Annotated in this window: 16 protein-coding genes; 12 read left to right on the top strand and 4 right to left on the bottom strand. The window is 65.4% G+C overall.

From position 1 onward, the window contains the following. Nucleotides 1-128 precede the first annotated feature (128 nt). From KC8_RS05360 to KC8_RS05320, 9 genes are all read left to right on the top strand, one after another. A complete protein-coding gene (locus KC8_RS05360) occupies nt 129-2,468 on the top strand; it encodes a sensor histidine kinase (protein WP_010123523.1) in 2,340 nt (779 codons plus the stop codon). Continuing rightward, nucleotides 2,465-2,932, top strand: a complete 468-nt coding sequence (gene tsaE / locus KC8_RS05355) for a tRNA (adenosine(37)-N6)-threonylcarbamoyltransferase complex ATPase subunit type 1 TsaE (protein WP_010123522.1) — start codon at nt 2,465-2,467, stop codon at nt 2,930-2,932. Before KC8_RS05360 ends, tsaE begins: the two co-directional genes overlap by 4 nt. Further along, the gene (locus KC8_RS05350) at nt 2,929-3,924 is read left to right on the top strand and encodes an aminoglycoside phosphotransferase family protein (protein WP_010123521.1); all 996 of its coding nucleotides are present in this window, start codon (nt 2,929-2,931) and stop codon (nt 3,922-3,924) included. Before tsaE ends, KC8_RS05350 begins: the two co-directional genes overlap by 4 nt. Next, entirely contained in the window at nt 3,921-4,682 is a 762-nt protein-coding gene (locus KC8_RS05345; RefSeq protein WP_010123520.1) for a nucleotidyltransferase family protein, read from the top strand. The genes KC8_RS05350 and KC8_RS05345 overlap by 4 nt, the downstream gene beginning before the upstream one ends. Continuing rightward, nucleotides 4,679-7,675, top strand: coding sequence for a double-strand break repair protein AddB (addB, locus tag KC8_RS05340; RefSeq protein ID WP_010123519.1), 2,997 nt, complete (start codon nt 4,679-4,681; stop codon nt 7,673-7,675). Before KC8_RS05345 ends, addB begins: the two co-directional genes overlap by 4 nt. Nucleotides 7,676-7,678: 3 nt before the next feature. Next, on the top strand, nt 7,679-11,077 hold the full coding sequence (gene addA / locus KC8_RS05335; RefSeq protein WP_010123518.1) for a double-strand break repair helicase AddA: 3,399 nt from the start codon (nt 7,679-7,681) through the stop codon (nt 11,075-11,077). 80 nt (nt 11,078-11,157) lie between these two features. Then, nucleotides 11,158-11,478, top strand: a complete 321-nt coding sequence (gene trxA / locus KC8_RS05330; protein WP_010123517.1) for a thioredoxin TrxA — start codon at nt 11,158-11,160, stop codon at nt 11,476-11,478. A 107-nt stretch (nt 11,479-11,585) separates the two neighbouring features. Further along, complete coding sequence (locus tag KC8_RS05325; protein WP_010123515.1) at nt 11,586-12,095, top strand: PEGA domain-containing protein; 510 nt, start codon at nt 11,586-11,588, stop codon at nt 12,093-12,095. A gap of 66 nt (nt 12,096-12,161) precedes the next feature. Beyond that, nucleotides 12,162-12,551: a thioredoxin family protein gene (locus tag KC8_RS05320; protein ID WP_010123514.1), complete on the top strand. Its 390-nt coding sequence runs from the start codon at nt 12,162-12,164 to the stop codon at nt 12,549-12,551. 63 nt (nt 12,552-12,614) lie between these two features. On the opposite strand, the gene argJ is transcribed toward KC8_RS05320, so the two are convergent. Continuing rightward, nucleotides 12,615-13,847 (bottom strand): bifunctional glutamate N-acetyltransferase/amino-acid acetyltransferase ArgJ, encoded by a 1,233-nt coding sequence (gene argJ / locus KC8_RS05315; protein WP_010123513.1) that lies wholly within the window; start codon nt 13,845-13,847, stop codon nt 12,615-12,617. Between argJ and KC8_RS05310 the strand changes: the two genes are divergently transcribed. The 3 genes from KC8_RS05310 (at nt 13,841) to secA (ending at nt 17,784) form a co-directional block, all read left to right on the top strand. After that, complete coding sequence (locus tag KC8_RS05310) at nt 13,841-14,527, top strand: energy transducer TonB (protein WP_232455629.1); 687 nt, start codon at nt 13,841-13,843, stop codon at nt 14,525-14,527. The genes argJ and KC8_RS05310 overlap by 7 nt on opposite strands. Before the next feature lie 96 nt (nt 14,528-14,623). Further along, nucleotides 14,624-14,932 (top strand): hypothetical protein, encoded by a 309-nt coding sequence (locus KC8_RS05305; protein WP_010123511.1) that lies wholly within the window; start codon nt 14,624-14,626, stop codon nt 14,930-14,932. Between the two features lie 116 nt (nt 14,933-15,048). Further along, nucleotides 15,049-17,784 carry a preprotein translocase subunit SecA gene (gene secA, locus KC8_RS05300; RefSeq protein ID WP_010123510.1) on the top strand — a complete coding sequence of 912 codons (2,736 nt, stop codon included), beginning with the start codon at nt 15,049-15,051 and terminating at the stop codon, nt 17,782-17,784. Between the two features lie 365 nt (nt 17,785-18,149). Here secA and KC8_RS05295 read toward each other — a convergent pair whose 3' ends face one another. From KC8_RS05295 to KC8_RS05285, 3 genes are all read right to left on the bottom strand, one after another. Then, a complete protein-coding gene (locus KC8_RS05295; RefSeq protein ID WP_010123509.1) occupies nt 18,150-18,470 on the bottom strand; it encodes a PilZ domain-containing protein in 321 nt (106 codons plus the stop codon). Between the two features lie 120 nt (nt 18,471-18,590). Next, nucleotides 18,591-20,294, bottom strand: a complete 1,704-nt coding sequence (locus tag KC8_RS05290; protein WP_010123507.1) for an N-acyl-D-amino-acid deacylase family protein — start codon at nt 20,292-20,294, stop codon at nt 18,591-18,593. A gap of 87 nt (nt 20,295-20,381) precedes the next feature. Next, complete coding sequence (locus KC8_RS05285; protein ID WP_138956585.1) at nt 20,382-21,230, bottom strand: hypothetical protein; 849 nt, start codon at nt 21,228-21,230, stop codon at nt 20,382-20,384. Nucleotides 21,231-21,357 lie beyond the last annotated feature (127 nt).

Here is a 21,357-nt window from a genome sequence, read left to right as displayed (position 1 = left end):
TGCCGGCGATGAAATTGCGACGGCCGTTCAGGCGGTTTGTCTATCCCGATGCGCTGTTCTAAGGCTGATCCCATGGGGTTCGCACGGGTATATGGCCGGCGCGGTTTTGCGGCCGGGATGATATGATCATGATCAGCACCGGGGCCGTCGTGGCCATCGCCGGCGCGGCCGCGCTTTGGATGGTGGCCGCCGGCTGGGCAACGATCACGGGGCTTCGTCGCGCTGCCCGCGCCGCGATCGCCGAAGCGGCGCACGATCGCCTTTCCGAACTGGTTGCGGCGGCACCCGGCGTGGCCGTGCTGATCGGCCCCGACGGCGAGATCGACGCCGACGAACGGCTGGCCGACTGGCTGGGCCTGCGCCAGATTCCCCGATCGATCGAAGCGTTCGCCGGGCACGATAATGGCCTTACGCAAGAGGATGCGGCAGCACTGGCGCGTGACGTGGCCGCAACACAGCGCAGCGGGGCCGGGTTCGTCCGATCTTTTCAGGTGAACGAATCATCGCGCGTCCTGGTGGCGCGCGGAAGGCCGGGTGCGCGGCCGGGACGCGTCGTGCTGTGGCTGTTCGACACGACCGACAGCCAGGAAGAGATCGCCCGTCTGCGCGAAGGCGGATTGCGCCTGACCCGCGCGCTGGATTCGCTGTCGGCGCTGATCGAAGCGGCCCCCTTTCCGATGTGGCACCGTGGTCCGGACCTTCGGCTGGCGGTGGTGAACAGCAACTATGTCGATGCGGTCGAAGGGGCCGACGCCGCCGACGTGATCGCGCGCGGGCTGGAACTGGTGGAGGCGACCGACGGTATCGGCCCGATGGCCGCCGCCGCCGCCGCGCGGGATGGCGGCGAACCGCTGGTGCGCACCGTGCCCGCCACGATCGCCGGCGAACGGCGCATGGTTCGCATCGTCGACGTGCCGTTGGGCGAGGCCGGTGTCGCCGGCTATGCGTTCGACGTGGGCGAACTGGAGCAGGCGCGCGCCGATCTGGGCCGTTTTGCGCGGGCGCAGCGCGTGCTGCTCGACCATCTTTCCGCCGGGGTTGCCCAGTTCGGGCCGGAACGGAATCTCGTTTTCTGTAACCAGCCGTTCCAGCGTCTGTTTGCGATGGAGCCGGAATGGCTGGCGGATCGCCCTGAATTTGATCGCGTTCTGGAACGGATGCGCGAAGCCAATCGCGCGCCTGAGAGCCGCGATTTTCCGGGCTGGAAAAATGAACGGCGGCAATGGTTTCAGGATGCCGGCGAAGCGGTGGAGGAGAGCTGGCTGTTGCCAGGCGGGGCCCATCTGCGGGTGCTGGCCCAGCCGTTGCCCGATGGCGGGCTGTTGCTGATTTTCGAGGATCGCACCGAACAGATCCAGTTGGCCAGCGCACGCGACACGCTGTTGCGCGTGCGCGGCGCGACGTTCGACAATCTGTTCGAGGCGATCGGTGTCTTTGCCGCCGATGGCCGCCTGCATTTGTGGAACAGCCGCTTCAAGGATGTGTGGCAGCTTAGCGAGGCCGAGCTTGCGCAGCATCCGCGGGTCGACGCGCTGGTGGAAGTGGTCGCCAAGCGCCTCGTCAATCCGGCGCGGGCGGGGTTGATCCGCGATCTGGTGCGGATCGCCACGGTCGATCGGCAGCAGCGCACGGGCAATGTGGCGCTGGCCGATGGCCGCAATTTCGAATTTGCCGCCGTGCCGCTGCCCGATGGCAATGCGCTGTTCACGATGCTGGACGTCACCGACAGCCGCAAGATGGAACGGATGCTGCGCGACCGCAACGAGGCGCTGGAGGAAGCGGATCGCCTGAAAAGCGCGTTCGTGGCGAGCATGAGTTATGAATTGCGTACACCGCTGACGACGATCGGCGGCTTTGCCGAGATGCTGGCCGGTGGCTATGCCGGCGTGCTGGAACCGACGGGCCAGGAATATGTGGGCGCCATTCTGGAATCGGTGGCGCGGCTGGGCGCGCTGATCGACGATGTGCTGGACCTGACCGATTTCGAGGCCGGCGGGTTGGCGCTGGAAGGCGAGGCGGTGGATCTGGCGGCGCTGGTACGCGAGGCCGCGGCCGGTATTGCCGATGCGGCCAAGGCGCGGCCGCTGGAACTGGCGGTCGAAGTGGACCCGGCGGTAAGCACGATTACGGGCGATGCGCGCCGGTTGCGGCAGGCGATCGATCATCTGTTGCGCAACGCCATTCTCTATACGCCGGCAGGTGGACGCGTATTGTTGCAGGCGGGCGGGGACGCCGAAACAGCCCGCATCGTCGTTTCGGACAATGGCGCGGGGATCCCGGCGGAGGATCGCGACCGGATTTTCCAGCGTTTCCATCGTGCATCGGATGTGGCCGATAGCCGGCCGGCGGCCGGGCTGGGCCTGCCGCTGACCCGCCAGTTCGTGCAGGCACATGGCGGGACCCTGGAACTGGTATCGGAACCGGGCGAGGGCACGACCTTCATCATCAACCTGCCGAGGACGGCATGACCGGCTGGATATTGGTGGACGCGGAGGCGACGGAGGCGGCGGGCGCGGCGCTGGCGCCCCTGCTGCGCGTGGGCGACGTAGTGGCGTTGCATGGCGATCTGGGTGCCGGCAAGACCAGCTTTGCGCGTGGGGTGCTGGCCGCACTCGGCTTTCCCGAAGAAGCGCCAAGCCCGAGTTTTGCGATCGTGCAGGCCTATGATCCGCCGGACGTGAGCCTGCCCGTCTGGCATGTCGATCTGTACCGTATCGACGATAGCGACGAAGCGGCCGAACTGGGGCTGGATGAGGCGCTGGAGGATGGCGTGCTGCTGATCGAATGGGCGGAACGGCTGGGCGCAAGGCTGTGGCCGGATGCCCTCCACCTGACGTTTGAACCCACCCCGGATGGCGCGCGCCGCTTGACTTGGACGGTGCCGGCGTCATGGGAAACGCGATGGCCCCCGCGTGAGTTTCGCACCGCATGATCCCGCCTTCCACTGCCCCCGATTTTCTCCGCCGCAACGGTTGGGGTGACGCTGAAATCCTGCCGCTGGCGGGTGACGCGAGCTTCCGCCGCTATTTCCGGGTGGTTGCCCCCGGCCGCAGCGCGGTGCTGATGGATGCGCCGCCCGACAAGGAAGATATCGGCCCGTTCATCGCGATTGCAGCGGAGTTGAACGCGCGCGGCCTTTCCGCACCAGAGATGCTGGCGGTGGACCGTGAGCTAGGCCTGCTGCTGCTGGAGGATTTTGGCGATCGGCTGGTCGGCCCGGTGCTGCGCGACGATCCTGCGCCCGAACGCGCCATCTATTCGGATGCGATCCATGTGCTCGACGCGCTGGCCAGGCGCGCCGCGCCGCGTGGGTTGGCGCCTTATGATGCGGCGGTGATGCAGCGCGAAGTGCGGCTGTTCACCGAATGGTATGCCCCGGCAACCGGGTTGCAGGTGGACGAAGCCGGGTTCGATGCGGCGTGGGCCGCGGTGTGGGGCGATGTGCTGGACGTCGTGGCTGGCGATCCCGTGCTGGTGCTGCGGGATTATCATGCGGATAATCTGCTGCTGCTCGACCGGCCGGGGCTGAAGCGGCTCGGCCTGCTTGATTTTCAGGACGCGCTGGCAGGCCACCCGGCCTACGACCTTGTTTCGCTGTTGCAGGATGCGCGGCGCGATGTGACGCCCGAACTGGAGGAGGCGATGCTCGCCGAATATCTGGCCGCGGGTGGCCGGGCCGATCCCGATCGGTTCCGCGCGCATTACGAAATCCTTGGCGCACAGCGGAATACCAAGATTTTGGGTATCTTCACCCGGCTATGGCAGCGCGACGGCAAAGCCGGCTATCTGGCGTTTCAGCCGCGTGTGTGGGGGTATCTGGAACGCAATCTGGCGCATCCGGCGCTGGCCCCGGTGAAGCGCTGGTTCGATGCCAACGTGCCGGCCGCTGCCCGTGCGGCGCATTGGATGCAGGGTTCGGTATGAACGAGCCGCGCAAGCCGCTGGCGCTGCAACCCGATCCGGGCGCGAGGCCGATCCGTACCGCGATGGTGCTGGCCGCCGGCCTTGGCAAGCGGATGCGTCCATTGACCGCGACCCGGCCGAAACCTTTGGTCGAAGTCGCTGGTAAGCCGCTGCTCGATCATGTGTTCGATCGGCTGCGCGGAGCGGGCATCGGCCGGGCGGTGGTCAACGTCCATTATCTGGCCGATGCACTGGAAGCGCATCTGCGGCGCAAGGCCGGCGATATGGAGATCATCGTTTCCGACGAACGCGATCTGCTGCTGGAAACCGGCGGCGGAGTGACGCGCGCGCTGCCGCTGATCGGGGACGATCATTTCCTTGTCGTCAACAGCGATAATCTGTGGGTCGACGGGCCGATCGATGCCATCCGGCTGCTCGGCCAGCGGTGGGACGATGCACGGATGGACGCGCTGCTGCTGCTCGTCCCGCAGGCGCGCGCGCATTGCCATTCGGGCCAGGGCGATTTTCATATGGACGGGGACGGGCTGATTTCGCGGCGACGGCCCGGCAAGGTGGCGCCGTTCGTGTTCACCGGCATCCAGATCGTTTCAAAGCGCCTGTTCGCCGATGCGCCTGACGGGGCGTTTTCGACCAACATCCTGTGGGACCGGGCGATTGCGGCGGGCCGGGTTTATGGCCTGGCGCATCAGGGGCTGTGGTTCGACGTCGGCACGCCGGGCGCGATCGCGCGCACCGAAGCCCTGCTTTCGCGCGGGTGAACGCCGTACCGGCCCCGGCCGTTTACACCATTCCGCCGCATCGCGGCTTTGCCGATGCGCTGGCGGCGGGGCTGATCGCCCGGTTCGGCGGCGATCCGCTGGGGCTGGCGCGGGGCATCGTGCTGCTGCCCAACAATCGCGCGGTGCGCGCGGTTACGGATGCGTTCGTCCGCCGGGCCGAAGCCGGCCTGCTGCTGCCACGCCTGATCGCGATCGGCGATACGGAACTGGGCGAAACGCTGGGCGGGCTGCTGGATCCCGCCGATGGCGATCCGGTGCCGCCGGCGATCGATCCGATGACGCGGCTGATGATATTGGCCCGGCTGGTGAGCGAAGCGCGGACAGCGGCCGGCGATCCCGCGCCCGCCGCCGAAGCGGTGCGGTTGGCGGCCGAACTGGCGCGCACGCTGGATCAGTTACTGGTCGAAGAAGTCGATCCGACCCGGCTGACCCGGCTGATCGATCCTGCTGTCGAACCCAATCTGGCGGCGCACTGGCAAACGTCGCTGGCGACCTTGGAACTGGTGCTGGCGCGCTGGCCCGGCGAACTGGCGGCGCGCGGGCGGCTGGATGCGGTGGACCGGCGCAATCGGCTGCTGGATGCGGCGGCGGATCGCTGGCGCGCGACATTGCCGCAGGCGGGTTTCGTGGTGGCCGCCGGCATCACCACATCGGCGCCGGCCGTAGCGCGGCTGTTGCGCGTGATCGCGACGGCGCCGGGCGGGATGGTGGTGTTTCCGGGGCTGGACCTTGGCATGGCCCAGGCCGCATGGGACGCGCTGGGGCCGCATGAGCCGGATCCCGACACCGGCCGACGGCAGCGCGCGATCGAAACGCATCCGCAATTCCACCTGAAACTGCTGCTCGATCGGATGCATATTGGCCGGGGCGAAGTGCGGCTGTGGCGGCGCGGTGGCGCGCATGACGCGCCGGCAACGCGCACGCGCGCGATCGGCCATGCAATGACACCAGCGATCTTCACCGGCGCATGGGCGACCTTGCGACCGGCCGAACGGCGGTTGACCGGCGTGCGCGCGCTGGAACTGGATGGCCCGGCCGAAGAGGCACAGGCGATTGCGATCGCGCTGCGCGAGGCGATCGAGATACCCGGCCGTACCGCCGCGCTGATCACGCCTGATCGCGTGCTGGCGCGGCGGGTGGCCGCGCATCTCAATCGCTGGGGGATCAGCGCGGACGATTCTGCCGGCCGGCCGCTTTCGGCGACGCCGGCCGGCGCGTTGTTGCTGGCGCTGGCCGAAGCGGCGGCGGAGGGCTTTGCGCCGGTGGCGTTGCTGGCGCTGCTCAAACATCCGCTGGTGCAGGGGGGCGATAAACGGCTGGACTGGCTGGATGGCGCACGCCGTCTCGACCGGGCGTTGCGCGGGCCGCGCCCGGCCGCCGGGCTGGCGGGTGTGACGCGGCATCTGGGCGAAGGTGACGCGCGCGAACGCAAGGTGCGGGCGCCGGCGGCGGAGTGGTGGGGCAAGGCGGTGGCGTTGCTCGAACCGCTGGAAGCCGCTTTTGCGGATGCCGCTGCGCCGGCGACGCTGATTGCGGCATTGCGTGATGCCGCGAGCGCGCTGGGTGGCGATGCGGCGTGGAGCGGGCCGGACGGGCGTGCGGCGGCCGATATGATCGCGGCGCTTGAAACCGCGTTCGGCGATGGGCCGGCGCGGGCGACCGCCGATGATATCCACCGCATCCTGCGCCAGTTGATGGAAACGGAGGCGGTGCGGCCGCCGCAGGGCGGGCATCCGCGCATTTCGATCTGGGGGCTGCTGGAAGCGCGTTTGCAGCAGGCCGATCTGGTTATCCTTGGCGGCCTGAACGAAGGGACGTGGCCGGCGGCGCCGTCGCCCGATCCGTGGCTGGCACCGGCGGCGCGCGCGGCATTGGGCTTGCCGGGGCTGGAACGGCGGATTGGTTTGGCCTCGCATGATTTCGCGTCTGCGCTGGGTGCGCGGCAGGTGCTGGTGACACGCGCCCGGCGCGATGCGCGGGCACCGGCCATCGCATCGCGGCTGTGGCTGCGGCTGGAAGCGATGACCGGCGGGCTGACCCGCGCGCCGCGCCTGAAAGGCTGGGCGCGTGCGCTCGATCGCCCATTGGGGCAGCCGACGCCGGCGGATCGCCCGGCACCGTGCCCGCCGACCGCCGATCGGCCGAAGAAGATCGCGGTGACGCGGCTTGATCGGCTGAAGGCGGATCCGTTCGCTTTTTATGCCGATGCGATGCTGGGGCTGTCGCGGCTCGATGCGGTGGATGCCGATCCGGGGCCGGCGTGGCGGGGCAGTGCGGTTCACCGCGTGTTCGATGCGTGGCTTAAGGAAGATGGCTGCGATCCGGCGACCTTGCTGCCGCGGGCGCGCGCCATGCTCGATGCGACCGCCGCGCACCCGGTGCTGCGCGCCTTGTGGACACCCCGGCTGATCGAGGCGGTCGAATGGGTTGGCCGGCAGGTCGCGGAGAATCGCGATGCCGGGCGCGCGCCGATTGCCGCTGAAATCTATGGCGAGGCCGAGGTGTCGGGCATCCGGCTCTATGGCACGGCCGACCGGATCGACCGGCTGGCCGATGGTGGTCTTGCGATCGTCGATTACAAGACGGGCAAGGCGCCGGGTGGGGCGCAGGTGGCGGCGGGCTTTGCCATGCAATTGGGCCTGCTGGGGCTGATCGCCGAAAAGGGCGGCTTCAAGGATGTGGACGGGACGCCTGCCGCGTTCGAATATTGGTCGCTGGCGGCGAAAGCTGGCGAACTGGGCCACGTCGCCAGCCCAACGGCGGGCCGCACGGCCAAGATCGCGCCCGAGGATTTTACCGGGGTGGCGGCAAGCGTGTTTGAGAAAGCGGCGACGCTGTGGTTGACGGGCACGGAGCCGTTCGTCGCCAAGCTCCATCCCGAACATGCGCCTTATGCGGATTATGATCAGTTGATGCGGCTGGATGAATGGCAGGGCCGCGATGGCGGCGGTGATGCGGCAGGGGAGGGCTGAGCGATGGCCAATCGCCTGAAACCGTTCAGCGAATTGCGCGGCGAACAGCGCATCGCATCTGATCCGCGTGAACTTGTCTGGCTGTCGGCGTCCGCCGGCACGGGCAAGACCCATGTGCTGAGCGCGCGGGTGCTGCGCCTTCTGCTGAGCGGGGTGCGCCCGGAATCGATCCTGTGCCTGACCTTCACCAAGGCAGGCGCCGCCGAAATGGCCGAGCGCGTGCATGCGCGGCTGGCCTGGTGGGTGCGGCTGGAAGAAAATGCGCTGAAGAAGGAATTGTTCGCGCTGGGCGCGGACAGCGATGTTGGCGCGATTGGCCGCGCAAGGGCGTTGTTCGCCGCCGTGCTCGATGCGCCGGGCGGTGGGCTGCGCATCCAGACGATCCATGCTTTCTGCCAGACCTTGCTAGCGGGCTTTCCCGATGAAGCGGGGCTGGCCCCCGGTTTTCGGCCGCTGGAAGGGCGCGAGGAAGCGGCGCTTGCCCGCCGCACCTTGGGCGATCTGCTCGAACGGGCCGAGCGCGGCGGGGAAATGGGGTTGATCCGCGACATTCAGGCGCTGAGCCGGCGGCTGGGCGAGAAGGAAGCGGAGGGCTATCTGCTGTCCTGCGCGCGTGCGCCCGAAGCGATGGAAGCGCTGGGGCCGGGTATTGCCGCCAAGGTGCGCACCGCGCTGGATGTGCCGCTGGGCGATATCGATGCGGTGATCGAGCAGAAATGCGCCGACGATGCGTTTGATGTGAACACCGTCCTCGCTATCTCGCTTGCTAACGGGCGTTGGGGCACCAAGAAGGGGTTGGAGCGTGCGGACATAGCTGCGCGCTGGCTTGCCGCTTCCCCCCGGCAGCGGGCTGAAACGCTTGGTGATCTTCACGAGATATGGGCGAAGGACGAAGGACGGGCGATCCGTTCGTTTGCCAAAGGGCAGGCTCCGCAGGAGGATGATTATGCGGCGCTTGCAAGCAAGGCGTTTGACATCACCTCGGCGCTGACGGGCTTGCGGCTGCGCGCGGCGCTGGCGGACCTGCTGGCGGCGGGCCTGCGCGCGGGGCAGGCCTATGCGCGGGCTTATACCGATGCCAAGCGCGTGGCCGGCGTGGTTGATTTCGACGATTTGATCCGGGCGGCGGTGCGATTGCTCCAGTCCGACGGGATGGGCGATTGGGTGCGTTACAAGCTCGATCAGGCGATCGATCATATTCTGGTCGATGAAGCGCAGGATACCAATGCGCGGCAATGGGCGATCGTGGCGGCGCTGGCGGGCGAGTTTTTCGCGGGCGATGGCGCGCGGCATCCGGCGCACCGCACGATCTTCACCGTCGGCGATTTCAAGCAGGCGATCTTCGGATTTCAGGGGACCGATCCGGCGGCGTTCCTGGCGGCGGCGCATATCTTTGGCGTGCGGGCACGCGGGGCGGACCGGGAGTTTCTGCAATTGTCGCTGGATCGGTCATTCCGGTCGACGGCGCCGGTGCTGGATGTGGTCGATCGCCTGATCGCGGACCTTGGCCATGATGCGATGGGGCTGGCCGAAGCGCCGCCGCGCCATGTGAGCGCGCGCGAAGGGCGGCTTGGTTCGGTGACCTTGTGGCCGCCGATCGCGGCGGGATCGGCCGACGAAGCGGATGCGGAAGAAGGCTGGATCGACGATGCCACCCGCGCCTTTGCCGGGCGGCTGGCGCAGCAGGTGCGCGCGTGGATGGACGATCCGTTCTGGGTGGATGGGCGTGGCCGCCCGTTCCGGCCGGAAGATTTGCTGATCTTGGTGCGCAAGCGCGGCGAACTGGCGGCGCTGATCGTAGCGCGGCTCCATGCCGAAGGGGTGCCGGTGGCCGGGGTCGATCGGCTGCGGCTGACGGCGCCGCTGGCGGTGCGCGATCTGCTGGCGGCGGTGCGCTTCGTGCTTCAGCCCGACGATGATCTGAACCTTGCGGGGTTGCTGGTTTCGCCGCTGATTGGGCTGTCGCAGGATGATCTGTATGCGATCGGCTTTGGCCGGAAGGGTAGTTTGTGGCGGGCGCTGCGTGAGCATCAGGGGTTTGATGCGGCGCGGGATGTGCTGGCCGATCTGCTGGCGACCGCCGATTTGACGACGCCCTATCGCTTTCTGGAAGCGATGCTGTCCGGCCCGCTCGATGGCCGTCGCCGGCTGCTGGCGCGGCTGGGGCAGGAAGCGGGCGATCCGATCGATGAACTGCTGAACGCCGCGCTCCAGTTTGAAAGCGACAGCACGCCTTCGTTGCAGCGGTTCATCGACTGGTTCGATCGCGGCGATGTGGAGATCAAGCGCGATCCGTCCGCCCCGCTGGATGCGGTGCGGGTGATGACCGTGCATGGATCAAAGGGCTTGCAGGCGCCGGTGGTGATCCTGGCGGATGCGACCGGCGATCCATCGGCGTCGCCGGTGCGTGGGCTGGACTGGGAAATCGAAGACGGCGTTTCGGTGCCCGTGTTCCGCCCGCGCAAGGCCGAACTGGCGGGCGGCGGGCTGGTCGACGATATCGATCGCGCGCGCCGCCGTGATCTCGAAGAGCATTGGCGGCTGCTGTACGTCGCGGCGACGCGGGCCGAGGAACGGCTGGTGATCGGCGGGGCGCTCGGCCCCAAGGCCAAGGGCGTGCCACCCGAAGCGAGCTGGTATCGCGCGATCAAGGGCGCGATGGAGGCGCTGGGCGCGGTCGCGGAGGATGATCCGCCGTGGGGCGCGACGCTGCACCATCGCGGTGGCACCGCGCGCGGCGGCCACGAACGGCCGGCGCGTGCGGCGATCCCCTTTGCCGAACCACTGTGGCTGCGCGCGCCGGCGCCTAAGGAAGCGCGCCCGCCACGACCGCTGGCGCCATCGTCGCTGGGCGTGGATGCGGTGGCCGATCCGCCGCCGACCCCGGCGATGCAGGATGCGGCCCGGCGGGGCACGTTGCTGCATGCGCTGTTCGAACGGCTGCCGGCGGTGGCGGCGGACCGGCGTGAGGTAACGGCGCTGGCCTGGCTGGAACATGGCGCGGGGGTGGCCGATCCGGCGTTGCGCCAATCGCTGGTCGCCGATGCCTGCGCGATCATTGCCGATCCTGCCTTGGCCGATATTTTCGGCGGCGATGCGCTGGTCGAAGCGCCGATCGCGGCGGTTGTCGGCGGCGATGTCGTGTCGGGCACGGTCGATCGCCTGCTGGTGCGCGACGATGCCGTGCGGATCGTGGATTTCAAGACCGGCCGGCGGGTGCCCGCCAGCGCCGATTCGGTGCCGGATCATCATTTGCGGCAGATGGCGGCCTATGCCGCGGCGCTTGCCGTGGTATTTCCCGGCCGGCGCGTGGAGGCCGCGTTGCTCTATACGGCGGGGCCGAAACTGATGGTCCTGTCATCGGAATTGCTGCGCCTGCACAAGCCAGGCTTGGCCGGCTAGGAGCAAATCCTGCCGCTCGACCGTTGAGCCGGAGCGGTCCACCGCCTACATCGTTCCGGAACACGAAGGAGTTTGCCATCATGGCCACCAAGACCATCACCGACGCTTCGTTCCACGATGACGTGATTTCCGCCGACGGCCCCGTTCTGGTCGATTTCTGGGCGGAATGGTGCGGCCCCTGCAAGATGATCGGCCCGTCGCTGGAAGAATTGTCGGTCGAACTGGGTGAAAAGGTGACGATCGCCAAGATCAACATCGATGACAATCCCGATGCCCCCGGCAAATATGGCGTGCGCGGTATTCCGACGATGATCCTGTTCAAGAATGGCGCACCGGCCGCGACCAAGGTGGGCGCCGCACCAAAAAGCCAGCTAAAGGGCTGGATCGAAAGCGAACTATAATATTAGAAGCCAATTCGGAATTGCGCTTGAAGCGAGGCCGGTAACTCGCTAGCCGGAGATAAGGAGCGCCGGGGGGCGCTCCTTATCTATTCGGGGGCTACCAATTTATGAACGCATCGCGTCTGGGCGTGGCACTTGCCGTCGCTCTTCTTCTGCCTGCCTGCGCCACGGTTACGCGCGGAACCCAGCAGAAATATGTTATCACTTCGCAGCCCGAAGGCGCGGCCGTGGCGTTGACCACGGGCCAGACTTGCGTGACGCCGTGCAAGCTGAAGTTGAAGCGCAAGCATGACTTTACGGCGCGTTTCACCAAGGAAGGCTTTGAACCGGCCGAAGCGCAGGTGGAAAGCAAGTTCAGCGGTGGCGGCGGGGCTGCGGCTGCCGGCAACATTCTGATCGGTGGCATCATCGGCGGGGTTGTCGATGGTTCGAATGGCTCGCTCAACAATCTGTTTCCGGACAAGCTGGATGTCGTGCTGAAGCCGGTTGCGGTGGCCGATGCCGCGGCGCCGGTGGCCGTCGCTGAAACGACGGCGGCCGCGGCCGCGGAGCCGGCTGTATCGGCGGTGGAAACCCCGGCGGCTAGCGTGCCTGCGCCCACCGGTACGCCGAACTGAGGCGGTAGCCGCCCTTTGCCTATGCGGCGGCTTGCAATGCGGGCGGGGCTGTGGCCATGTTGGGCCATGCTCCGCCCGTTGCTTTTCGCCCTCGCCTTGGCGTTTCCCGTGATGGCGGGTGCGCAGACGATCCGGCTGGTCAGCGAGAAAAGCAGTTTCCAGATCGCGCTGGAAGGCAAGCGGCCCGTGCTCGTCCTGTTTCAGGGCAAGAAATGCGCGGCGTGCCGCGCGGTCGAACAGTGGCTTGATCAGATGTCGGGCGATCTGGACGGCAAGATCGATATCGTCAGCCTCGATATCGAGGAAAATCCCTACACCCGCCAGGAATTTGGCGTCGAAGGCACGCCGACGATGCTGATGTTCATCGATGGAGCGCAGACGGGCGCGATGGTCGGTGCGACTGAGCGCGCGGACCTGCGTGCGTTCATCGCCCGGAGCGCGAAGATCCCGCTTTAAGGCGGGGGGTGATCGCTTCCCGAGGCCCCAGCATGCGCCGGGGCGACGATCAAGGCTGATCCACTAGCTGCGATAATCGGCGTTGATTTCGATATAACCGTGGGTGAGGTCGCAGGTCCAAACGGTCGCCCGGCCATTGCCGAGGCCGATATCCACGCCGATTTCGATTTCCCGGCCTTTGAGGTGGGCGGCGACGGGGGCTTCGTCATACCCTTCGACGGCCAGCCCTTCGCGGGCGACCTGCGTCGCGCCGAAGCTGATCGACAGCTTGTCGCGTTCGGCCGGCTCACCCGCCTTGCCCACGGCCATGACGACGCGGCCCCAGTTTGCGTCCTCGCCGGCGATCGCGGTCTTCACCAGCGGGGAATTGGCGATCGACAGGGCGATCCTGCGCGCGCTTTCGTCCGACGCCGCACCTTCGACGGTGATGCCGACGAACTTCGTCGCACCTTCGCCATCGCGAACGACAAGTTGGGCAAGCTGGGTGCACAGATCGGTAAGGGCTGCCTGAAACGCATCTGCCCCGGCATCATCGAACGAGGCGAGGGGGGGATTGCCCGCCTTGCCGGTCGCGAAGGCGAGCACGGTATCCGACGTCGATGTGTCGCCATCGACCGTGATGCACGAAAAACTGCGGCGGTTCGCTTCGGTCAGCATCGTCTGGAGGAAAGCAGGAGCGACGGCGGCGTCGGTGAAGATGAAGCCGAGCATCGTCGCCATATCGGGCGCGATCATGCCCGAACCCTTGATGATGCCGACGATATCCACCGTCTGCCCGCCGATCACCGCCTTGACGGCGGCGGCCTTGGGGAAGGTATCGGTGGTCATGATCGTGGCGGCAGCATCTTCCCATGATGCGGGCGGGGCGGCCAGCGCCGCATCGATTCCGGCTTCGGCCTTGTCGATGGGCAACGGCACGCCGATCACTCCGGTCGATGCGACGAACACGTCGGATGGCGCGCAGCCGATCGCGCCCGCGACCTTGGCGGTGATCGCTTCGACTGCGGCGCGGCCGCGATGGCCGGTGAAGGCGTTGGAATTGCCGGCATTCACTACCAGCGCGCGGGCGCGGCCGAGCGGCAGGGCGGCGCGGCACCATTCCACTTCTGGCGAGGGGCACAGGCTTTTGGTGGTCACCCCGGCGACGGCGGTGCCTTCGTCGAGCGCGATATAGGTCAGGTCGCAGCGATCCCACGTCTTGTAATGCGCGCGCGCCACGGCCGGATGGACGCCGGCAACCGGCGGCAGATCGGGGAAGGCGGCGGGGGCAAGCGGGGACGGCGTGGACGATGACATGGCAGGAAGCCCTTGCTAGATTCGCCGCGGGGCTATCAGGATATGGGGGGGAAGTGAACTTGCTGTCGTTGCTGATGCTGTCGGCCGTAGCCAATATTGCCGTGCAGGAGGCAAAACCGGTTGGCAATTCGATGATGTGGGTGACGACCGAAGACTATCCGGCGGTGGCCCTGCGCGAGGGAATGGAAGGGGCGTCGGCCGTTCAATTGTCGATTTCGGCCGAAGGGGCCGTGACCGGCTGTTCCGTCACGGCGTCCAGCGGGCACCGGATTCTCGACGATCTGACATGCAACCTGCTCAAATTACGCGGTCAGTTCGATCCGGCAAAGGATCGGCGGGGCCGGGCGATGGCGTCGCAATATGATCAGCGCGTGCGCTGGCAATTGCCCAAGGATGGCGATCTTGCGCGCCAGCCGGCTCCGCAACCCTTTTCGATGGTGGCGGATTTCGACGTGTCGGAAACCGGTGAGATCGAGAATTGCAGGACATCCTGGCAGACGGCGCTTCCGGGAGCGCCCGATTTTTGCGCCGGCAGAAATAGCGTGCCGATGGTGCCGTTTCGCGATGCAACCGGCAAGGCCGTGCGCAGGCACGTCATTTTCAGATCATCGGTTACGATTGAAGACAGTGTCGATCCGAATCCGACGGCGCATCCGCCGGCCGCGGCTCCGATAAAATGAAGATCGTTCCTTCGCGTCGAATTGCAGCCGGAAGTGGCGGCACGTCAGGGGGGCGTCAGGTGTCGTGAAAAGCGATTTCGGTTGGACGGATCGGCTGTGAGCACCTATGTGGTGCGCTTCGCAATTGTGGAACCGTCCTTGCAGCTTCTGCTTTTCCTTTCTGCACTTTTGAGCGGTTTGACCGGCGTGATATCCGGCGATCGCGTCACGGCGCCATCGAATCTGGAGCGCGGCAGCGCCGAGATCGTCGCCGTTGCGGAAGAAATCGCCGAGGCTTCCGTCCTGGCGCCAGTGTTGCGTGCCGAAGCATCCGCGCCTCGTGCGCTCTGGTCCAGGCCATATTTCGCCATTGTCGCGGCCCCCGCCGCCGATCCGCTCCGCTTCAACGAGAGCTGGCTGGAATAATCCGGCCCGGCGGCCTGCGGGCATTGCCCGGCCGTCCTTATTCATGCGCGCCATCTGGCGCTTCGGAGCCGCATGTTCGGCCCGGCATCCTCTAAATATAACGAACAGGATTCATTATGCTCGGCGGACTGGCCAAGGCCATTTTCGGATCGTCCAATGACCGATATGTGAAGTCGTTGCGCGGCATTGTCGCGAAGATCAACGCGCTGGAACCGCAGATTTCCGCGCTCGATGACGCAGCGTTGCAGGGGCAGACCGCTGTCCTCAAAGGGCGTCTCGCGGCAGGGGAAACGCTGGACGCCATCCTTCCCGAAGCCTTCGCCACCGTCCGCGAAGCGGCCAAGCGCGTGCTGGGCCAGCGGCATTATGATGTCCAGATGATCGGCGGCATCGTGCTGCATCGCGGTGAAATCGCCGAAATGCGCACGGGTGAAGGCAAGACGCTGGTCGCGACGCTGGCCACCTATCTGAACGCGCTCGACGGCAAGGGCGTCCACGTCGTCACCGTCAACGATTACCTCGCCAGCCGCGATGCGGACTGGATGGGCCAGGTCTATCGCTTCCTCGGGCTGACGGTGGGTGTCATCGTGCCCAACCTGTCCGACCAGCAGCGCCGCGACGCCTATGCCGCAGACATCACCTACGGCACGAACAACGAGTTCGGGTTCGATTATCTGCGCGACAACATGAAATATGAGCGCGCGTCGATGGTGCAGCGGCCGTTCGCCTACGCCATCGTCGACGAAGTCGATTCGATCCTGATCGACGAAGCCCGCACCCCGCTGATCATTTCGGGGCCGACCGACGATAAATCCGAACTGTACATGGCGGTGGACGCCATCGTGCGGCAGGTGACGCCGGAGGATTATGAACTCGACGAGAAGCAAAAATCGGTCACGCTGACCGAGGACGGCACCGAGCGGCTGGAGCGCCTGCTGGAAGCCGCCGGGCTGCTGGAAGGCGGCAATCTGTACGATATCGAAAACACGCAGGTCGTTCATCACCTCAACCAGGCGATGCGCGCGAATATCGTATTCAAGCGGGATACCGATTATATCGTCAAGGACGGCAAGGTCGTCATCATCGACGAGTTCACCGGCCGTATGATGGATGGGCGGCGCTGGTCCGACGGGCTTCACCAGGCGGTGGAAGCCAAGGAAAATGTGAAGATCGAGCCGGAAAACCAGACGCTCGCGTCGATCACCTTCCAGAATTACTTCCGCATGTATCCCAAGCTGGGCGGCATGACGGGTACGGCCGCCACCGAGGCGGGCGAGTTCCACCAGATCTACAAGATGAACGTCGTCACCATCCCGACGAACCTTTCGGTCAAGCGGATCGATCAGGACGACGAGTTCTACAAGAATATCCATGACAAGTTCAGCGCGATCACCAAGGCGATCCGCGACGCGGCGGAACGGGGCCAGCCGGTGCTGGTGGGCACCGTTTCGATCGAAAAATCGGAAATGCTGTCCGAATTCCTGAATCAGGAAGGTGTTGCGCACAACGTGCTCAATGCCCGCTATCACGAGCAGGAAGCGCATATCGTTGCGCAGGCCGGCCGCCTGAAAGCGGTGACGATCGCCACCAACATGGCGGGCCGCGGCACCGACATTCAGCTCGGCGGCAATCTTGAGTTCCGCATGCTCGACGAGCATCCCGATCTTGTCGAAGGCACGCCCGAATATGAGGCGCAGGCGGCCAGGATCCGGCTGGAAATCGTGGCGGAAAAGCAGGCTGTGCTCGATGCCGGCGGCCTGTTCGTGCTCGGCACCGAACGGCATGAAAGCCGCCGTATCGACAACCAGCTGCGCGGCCGTTCGGGCCGTCAGGGCGATCCGGGCCTCAGCCGTTTCTACCTCAGCCTCGATGACGATCTTTTGCGCATCTTCGGCCCGCAGACGATGTTCGCCAAGATGATGAACAAGAATCTGTCGGATGGCGAAGCGATCATCAGCCCGTGGATTTCCAAGGCTATCGAAACCGCGCAGCGCAAGGTGGAAGCGCGCAACTACGATATTCGCAAGCAGGTCGTCGAATATGACGACGTGATGAATGACCAGCGCAAGGTGGTCTACGAACAGCGCGCCGATATCATGGACGCGGAAACGGTGGATGATGTCGTCGTCGACATGCGCGCCGATACCGTCAACACGATCGTTGCGGATTGTTGCCCGCCCAACAGCTATCCCGAACAGTGGAATGTCGAACTGCTCAAGGAGCGTTCCGCGCTTCTGCTGGGCGTCGAGCCGCCTGTCGATGACTGGCTGAAGGAAGAGGCGGTTGATCCCGAAATCGTGAACGAACGCCTTCAGGCCCTGTCGCAGGAACGTATCGTCGAGCGGTTTGCACAGGTGTCCGCGGAAACGCGGCGCAGCGTGGAAAAGAGCATTCTGCTCCAGTCGCTCGATCATCACTGGAAGGAACATCTGGCGACGCTGGATGCCCTGCGCGCCGTGATCCACCTGCGCGCTTATGCGCAGAAGACGCCGATCAACGAGTATAAGCAGGAAGCCTTTGCACTGTTCGAACGGATGCTGGTGGCGATCCGCGAGGATGTGACGCGGATGTTGAGCAACATCCAGTTTGGCGGTGCGCCCGAATTGCCGCCGATGCCCGATTTCATGACCACCCATATCGATCCGTTGACCGGCGAGGACGATACCTATGATTTCGATGCGAACGCGCTCGGCCTGGTGACCACGCGGATTGCCCCGGCGCAATTCGCCGCGGCGGCGCTGCCTGATTCGATGGGCGATGATCCCGCCGAATGGGAAGGCAAGGTCAGCCGCAACTCGCCATGCCCCTGCGGATCGGGCGAAAAATACAAGCACTGCCACGGCGCGTTGTAAGCGCCAGCCCGTCACCGTTTCTGTTTCAGGTGCGGTGACGGCTTCGATTGCCCGATTGGAACCCTGCCTTAGACGGGTGTCCCTGGCAGAATTTGCTGCGGTGCACCATTTTTAGACCAGGAACTAATTTCATGCGTAGAATGCTATAGGTAATTTTACGCATATAGGCCCTGAGTTGCGTAAAATGGAAAATTTGCGGTGAATTTCGCAATGATTGCAAAATATGCAATCCACAAGGTTGTTTTTGCACTTGCGGAATATGCCGCTGAGGCGCAGAAAGATCGGGCCTTTCAGGCATCCTCTCCTAAAACTTCAAGGGTCGGCCCTCACGGGCTGGCCCTTTTTTTCTGGCCCTTACGGGGGGACTAGGAGGAGATGGTGCCCGCGGGGCTGTATCCATTCAAATGTTGCAGCAAGGGCCAATAGTCCGTCGCCCGGATGGGTTCGGCCAGTTCAAGCCCCGTTTGAAAACCATCCTGCCAGACAAAGCGTGCGGCCAGCCGCATTCCGGGCATGAATTCGATGGTGATCGCGCAATCGCCGTTCAGGGATGCGAGGCTGTCGATGACAATGCCGTGGCGGGATATGTTGCAGACAGCGACGGCCAGCGGCGGGCTTCCCGCGACATGGAGCACGGCTTCCGCCTGAATGTCGTGGCGGGCGCTGCGTCGCGTGGCGTCGATCATCGCATGTTCCTGTCCACATGACGGTTATGCGCGTTGATGCCATCAGATCATGAAATCTGCGTAAATTGCGATAAGTTGCGACGAGGGAGGCGAACATGTCGGCCTCCCCCCTGGTGATAGTCACGCGGTTCCGCGCACCACGCGTCCCGGCAGGTTGTCGGTGGGTTCGCCATTGCGATAGATGACCTGCCCGGCGACGATCGTGGCGGCATATCCTGTCGCCTCCTGCATCAGGCGCGCGCCGCCCGCAGGCAGATCGTGGATGATGGTGGGCTTGTGCAGTCTCAGCCTGTCGAGATTGATCACGTTCACATCGGCCTTCATCCCTTCGCGGATCAGGCCGCGATCGTGCAGCCCGAAGGCGCGCGCCGTATCATGGCTGAGCGCCTTCACCAGCCAGGGCAGGGACATGCGATCCCCCTGTCGATCGTGCCGCCAGTGGGTGAGCATGAACGTCGGATAGCTGGCGTCGCAGATCATCCCGTAATGGGCGCCGCCGTCGCCCAGCCCGATGATCGTATTTTCATCGATCAGCATTTCGCGCACGGGATCGAGCGTTGATTGCGCGTAATTGCCGATCGCGACGTAGAGCATCGCATGGCCATCATCTTCCAGCAGAAGATCATAGGCCAGTTCATCGGCCGTGATGCCACGGCGCGCGGCCTGCGCGGCGATGCTGTTGGCGGGGTCGGGTTCATATTGCGGCGGATCGCCCAGCGGGAACATCTGATCATAAGCGCAACTCATCCGGCGCAGCGGGGTGGCATCGCCGTCGGGTTCCTCGCTCAATATCTGCGCGCGCACGTCCGGTTGGCGCAGGGCCGCCACCCGCTGCGCCAGATCCGTCGGCAAAGCCTTGTAGCCTGGCCGATCGCGGAAGGGGTGGGATGTCGATGCGTGGCTGAGCACCACGCCGATCGGGCGGGGAAGCACCTGTGGGATGAAGGTGCGTCCGGCGGCGTTCGCGTCGCGGACAAGCGCCAGCACATCGCGCCATCCGTCCGGGTCCGCGCTGCCCTGCCCAAGCGGGAAGGTGACGGGTTTGCTCGACGTGCCGACGATTTTTTGTAGCGCGTCGAATTCGTCATTCCAGCTTGCGTTGGGCACGTCGAGCACGATCTGGAAGACGCCGCGATCGCCCATGGCCTCGACCAGCGCCTGCAATTCGGTGGTGGCGACGTCATAGCTTGGGATCAGTGCGCCATGGGCCGTGCGGTGGATGATCTGGCGCGATGTGCCGAGGCCGATCGCCCCTGCGTCCATGGCTTCGCCCACCAGCCGCTGCATTTCGTGGATGTCGGCGGCGGTGGCGGGTTCGCGCGCCGCGCCGCGTTCGGCCATCACGAAGACGCGAAGCGCCGAATGCGGGATTAGCGCCGCCACGTCGATATCGCGCGGCCGCCGTTCCAATGCGTCGAGGAAATCGGGAAAGCTTTCCCAGTCCCATGGTAGCCCTTCGACCATGGCGATTTCGGGGATGTCTTCCACCCCTTCCATCAGTTCGACCAGCCGGTCCCGGTCTGCCGGGCGGCAAGGCGCAAAGCCCACGCCGCAATTGCCGATGATGACGGTGGTAACGCCGTGCAGCGACGATGGCGCCAGCCGGGACGACCAGATCGCCTGACCATCATAATGGGTGTGCACGTCGACAAAACCCGGCGTGACGATGCAGCCGCTGGCATCGATCACTTCGGCATCGGCTGTCAGCCCTTTGCCGATCGCCACGATGCGCCCGCCGCCGATCGCCACATCGGCCCGATAGGGTTCGCCACCGGTTCCATCGCACACCAGCCCGCCCCGAATGATCAGATCCACGTCGGACATCCAGCCATCTCCCATTATGATTTGGCGCGATGCTGGGATGAACGCGATGGATGCGCATCATGCGTATGGATGAAAGCCGGGGCCGGCTTATAGCCGGTCGCTATAATCGTCGATGCCGGGTGTAATCGGGCGGAACGGCGCTGCGAGGCGCAAGGTGCCGAGTTGCGTGGCGGACATCGCCGCACCGAGGCTGCGTATGGCCCGCATATCGCTGTCCTGCTGATTGGCGTCCGAGAATGCCACGATCAGCCAGCGGCGATCCAGTTCCGCCTGCGGGACCGGGGTTGCGATGCGCGGGGCATTGGACGGAAGCTGGATCGGCCGGAACCACAGCACCATGCTGCGCGGGTGCGTGTGCAGCGGCGCAAGCCGGCGTTCCAGTTCATTTCTAAAGCTGTGCGTGTCGGCGCCTTCCGCTTTGTCGATCAGCAGCGCCGTTGCGCGCGTATAAGGATATTCGAGCGCGAGTTCCGCCGGGATGGGCTGCGCTGAGGAGAAATGCCCGCCGACATAATCGTAAAAGCCGGTGGATATGCTGCGTGTGGGTGGTCCCATCCGGCCCTGACGGGCGAGACGGCGTACCTGATCGACCGACCATGAAAGGGCTTCGTCGCGCCGGCCCTGCAGAATCCAGTAAAGATGGAGGAACGACCCGTCGTCAACGGCGTGATCATCTGTCAGGCCGGCGCCGATGCGGTGTTGTTTCAGGTCGCGTGTGGCAACGAAGCGCCGGCCCGAAAAGAAATCGGCGCCCGCCATGCAGCCGGCAAAGAAATGATCCCGTTCATACCAGCGGGCAAAATCGGCTGCATGGTCGGTGTTCGGTTCGACGAGGGAAAAGAGCATCGTGCCCAGCGCTACCGGCGGCGCCAGGGCGATATCCTCCCCGTTCGGTGTGCGTGAAACGGGCGGTTCGCCCCCGATCTTTTCATTCATCACATTCAGCCGCTTGACCATCGCGTTAAAAATAGTACCGATGGTACTGTAAGTGGCACGGCGACCGATGTCGATATCGCTTCCCCGCAATCAACCAGGGCATCGGCCCGGTGCGAGGGGGCGGGGA

It is taken from the genome of Sphingomonas sp. KC8 (assembly GCF_002151445.1).
In the GTDB taxonomy this organism is placed as follows: Bacteria; Pseudomonadota; Alphaproteobacteria; order Sphingomonadales; family Sphingomonadaceae; genus Sphingomonas_E.
The sequence above is the reverse complement of the archived record's forward strand: the minus strand, read 5'-3'. Positions and strand labels throughout refer to the sequence as shown.

Bases quoted from the DNA above. Each gene is read 5' to 3' on its own strand.
- KC8_RS05360 (WP_010123523.1), top strand. From the start codon at position 129: ATGATCAGCACCGGGGCCGTCGTGGCCATCGCCGGCGCGGCCGCGCTT.
- tsaE (WP_010123522.1), top strand. From the start codon at position 2,465: ATGACCGGCTGGATATTGGTGGACGCGGAGGCGACGGAGGCGGCGGGC.
- KC8_RS05350 (WP_010123521.1), top strand. From the start codon at position 2,929: ATGATCCCGCCTTCCACTGCCCCCGATTTTCTCCGCCGCAACGGTTGG.
- KC8_RS05345 (WP_010123520.1), top strand. From the start codon at position 3,921: ATGAACGAGCCGCGCAAGCCGCTGGCGCTGCAACCCGATCCGGGCGCG.
- addA (WP_010123518.1), top strand. From the start codon at position 7,679: ATGGCCAATCGCCTGAAACCGTTCAGCGAATTGCGCGGCGAACAGCGC.
- trxA (WP_010123517.1), top strand. From the start codon at position 11,158: ATGGCCACCAAGACCATCACCGACGCTTCGTTCCACGATGACGTGATT.
- KC8_RS05325 (WP_010123515.1), top strand. From the start codon at position 11,586: ATGAACGCATCGCGTCTGGGCGTGGCACTTGCCGTCGCTCTTCTTCTG.
- KC8_RS05320 (WP_010123514.1), top strand. From the start codon at position 12,162: ATGCTCCGCCCGTTGCTTTTCGCCCTCGCCTTGGCGTTTCCCGTGATG.
- KC8_RS05310 (WP_232455629.1), top strand. From the start codon at position 13,841: ATGACATGGCAGGAAGCCCTTGCTAGATTCGCCGCGGGGCTATCAGGA.
- argJ (WP_010123513.1), bottom strand. From the start codon at position 13,847: ATGTCATCGTCCACGCCGTCCCCGCTTGCCCCCGCCGCCTTCCCCGAT.
- secA (WP_010123510.1), top strand. From the start codon at position 15,049: ATGCTCGGCGGACTGGCCAAGGCCATTTTCGGATCGTCCAATGACCGA.
- KC8_RS05295 (WP_010123509.1), bottom strand. From the start codon at position 18,470: ATGATCGACGCCACGCGACGCAGCGCCCGCCACGACATTCAGGCGGAA.
- KC8_RS05290 (WP_010123507.1), bottom strand. From the start codon at position 20,294: ATGTCCGACGTGGATCTGATCATTCGGGGCGGGCTGGTGTGCGATGGA.
- KC8_RS05285 (WP_138956585.1), bottom strand. From the start codon at position 21,230: ATGAATGAAAAGATCGGGGGCGAACCGCCCGTTTCACGCACACCGAAC.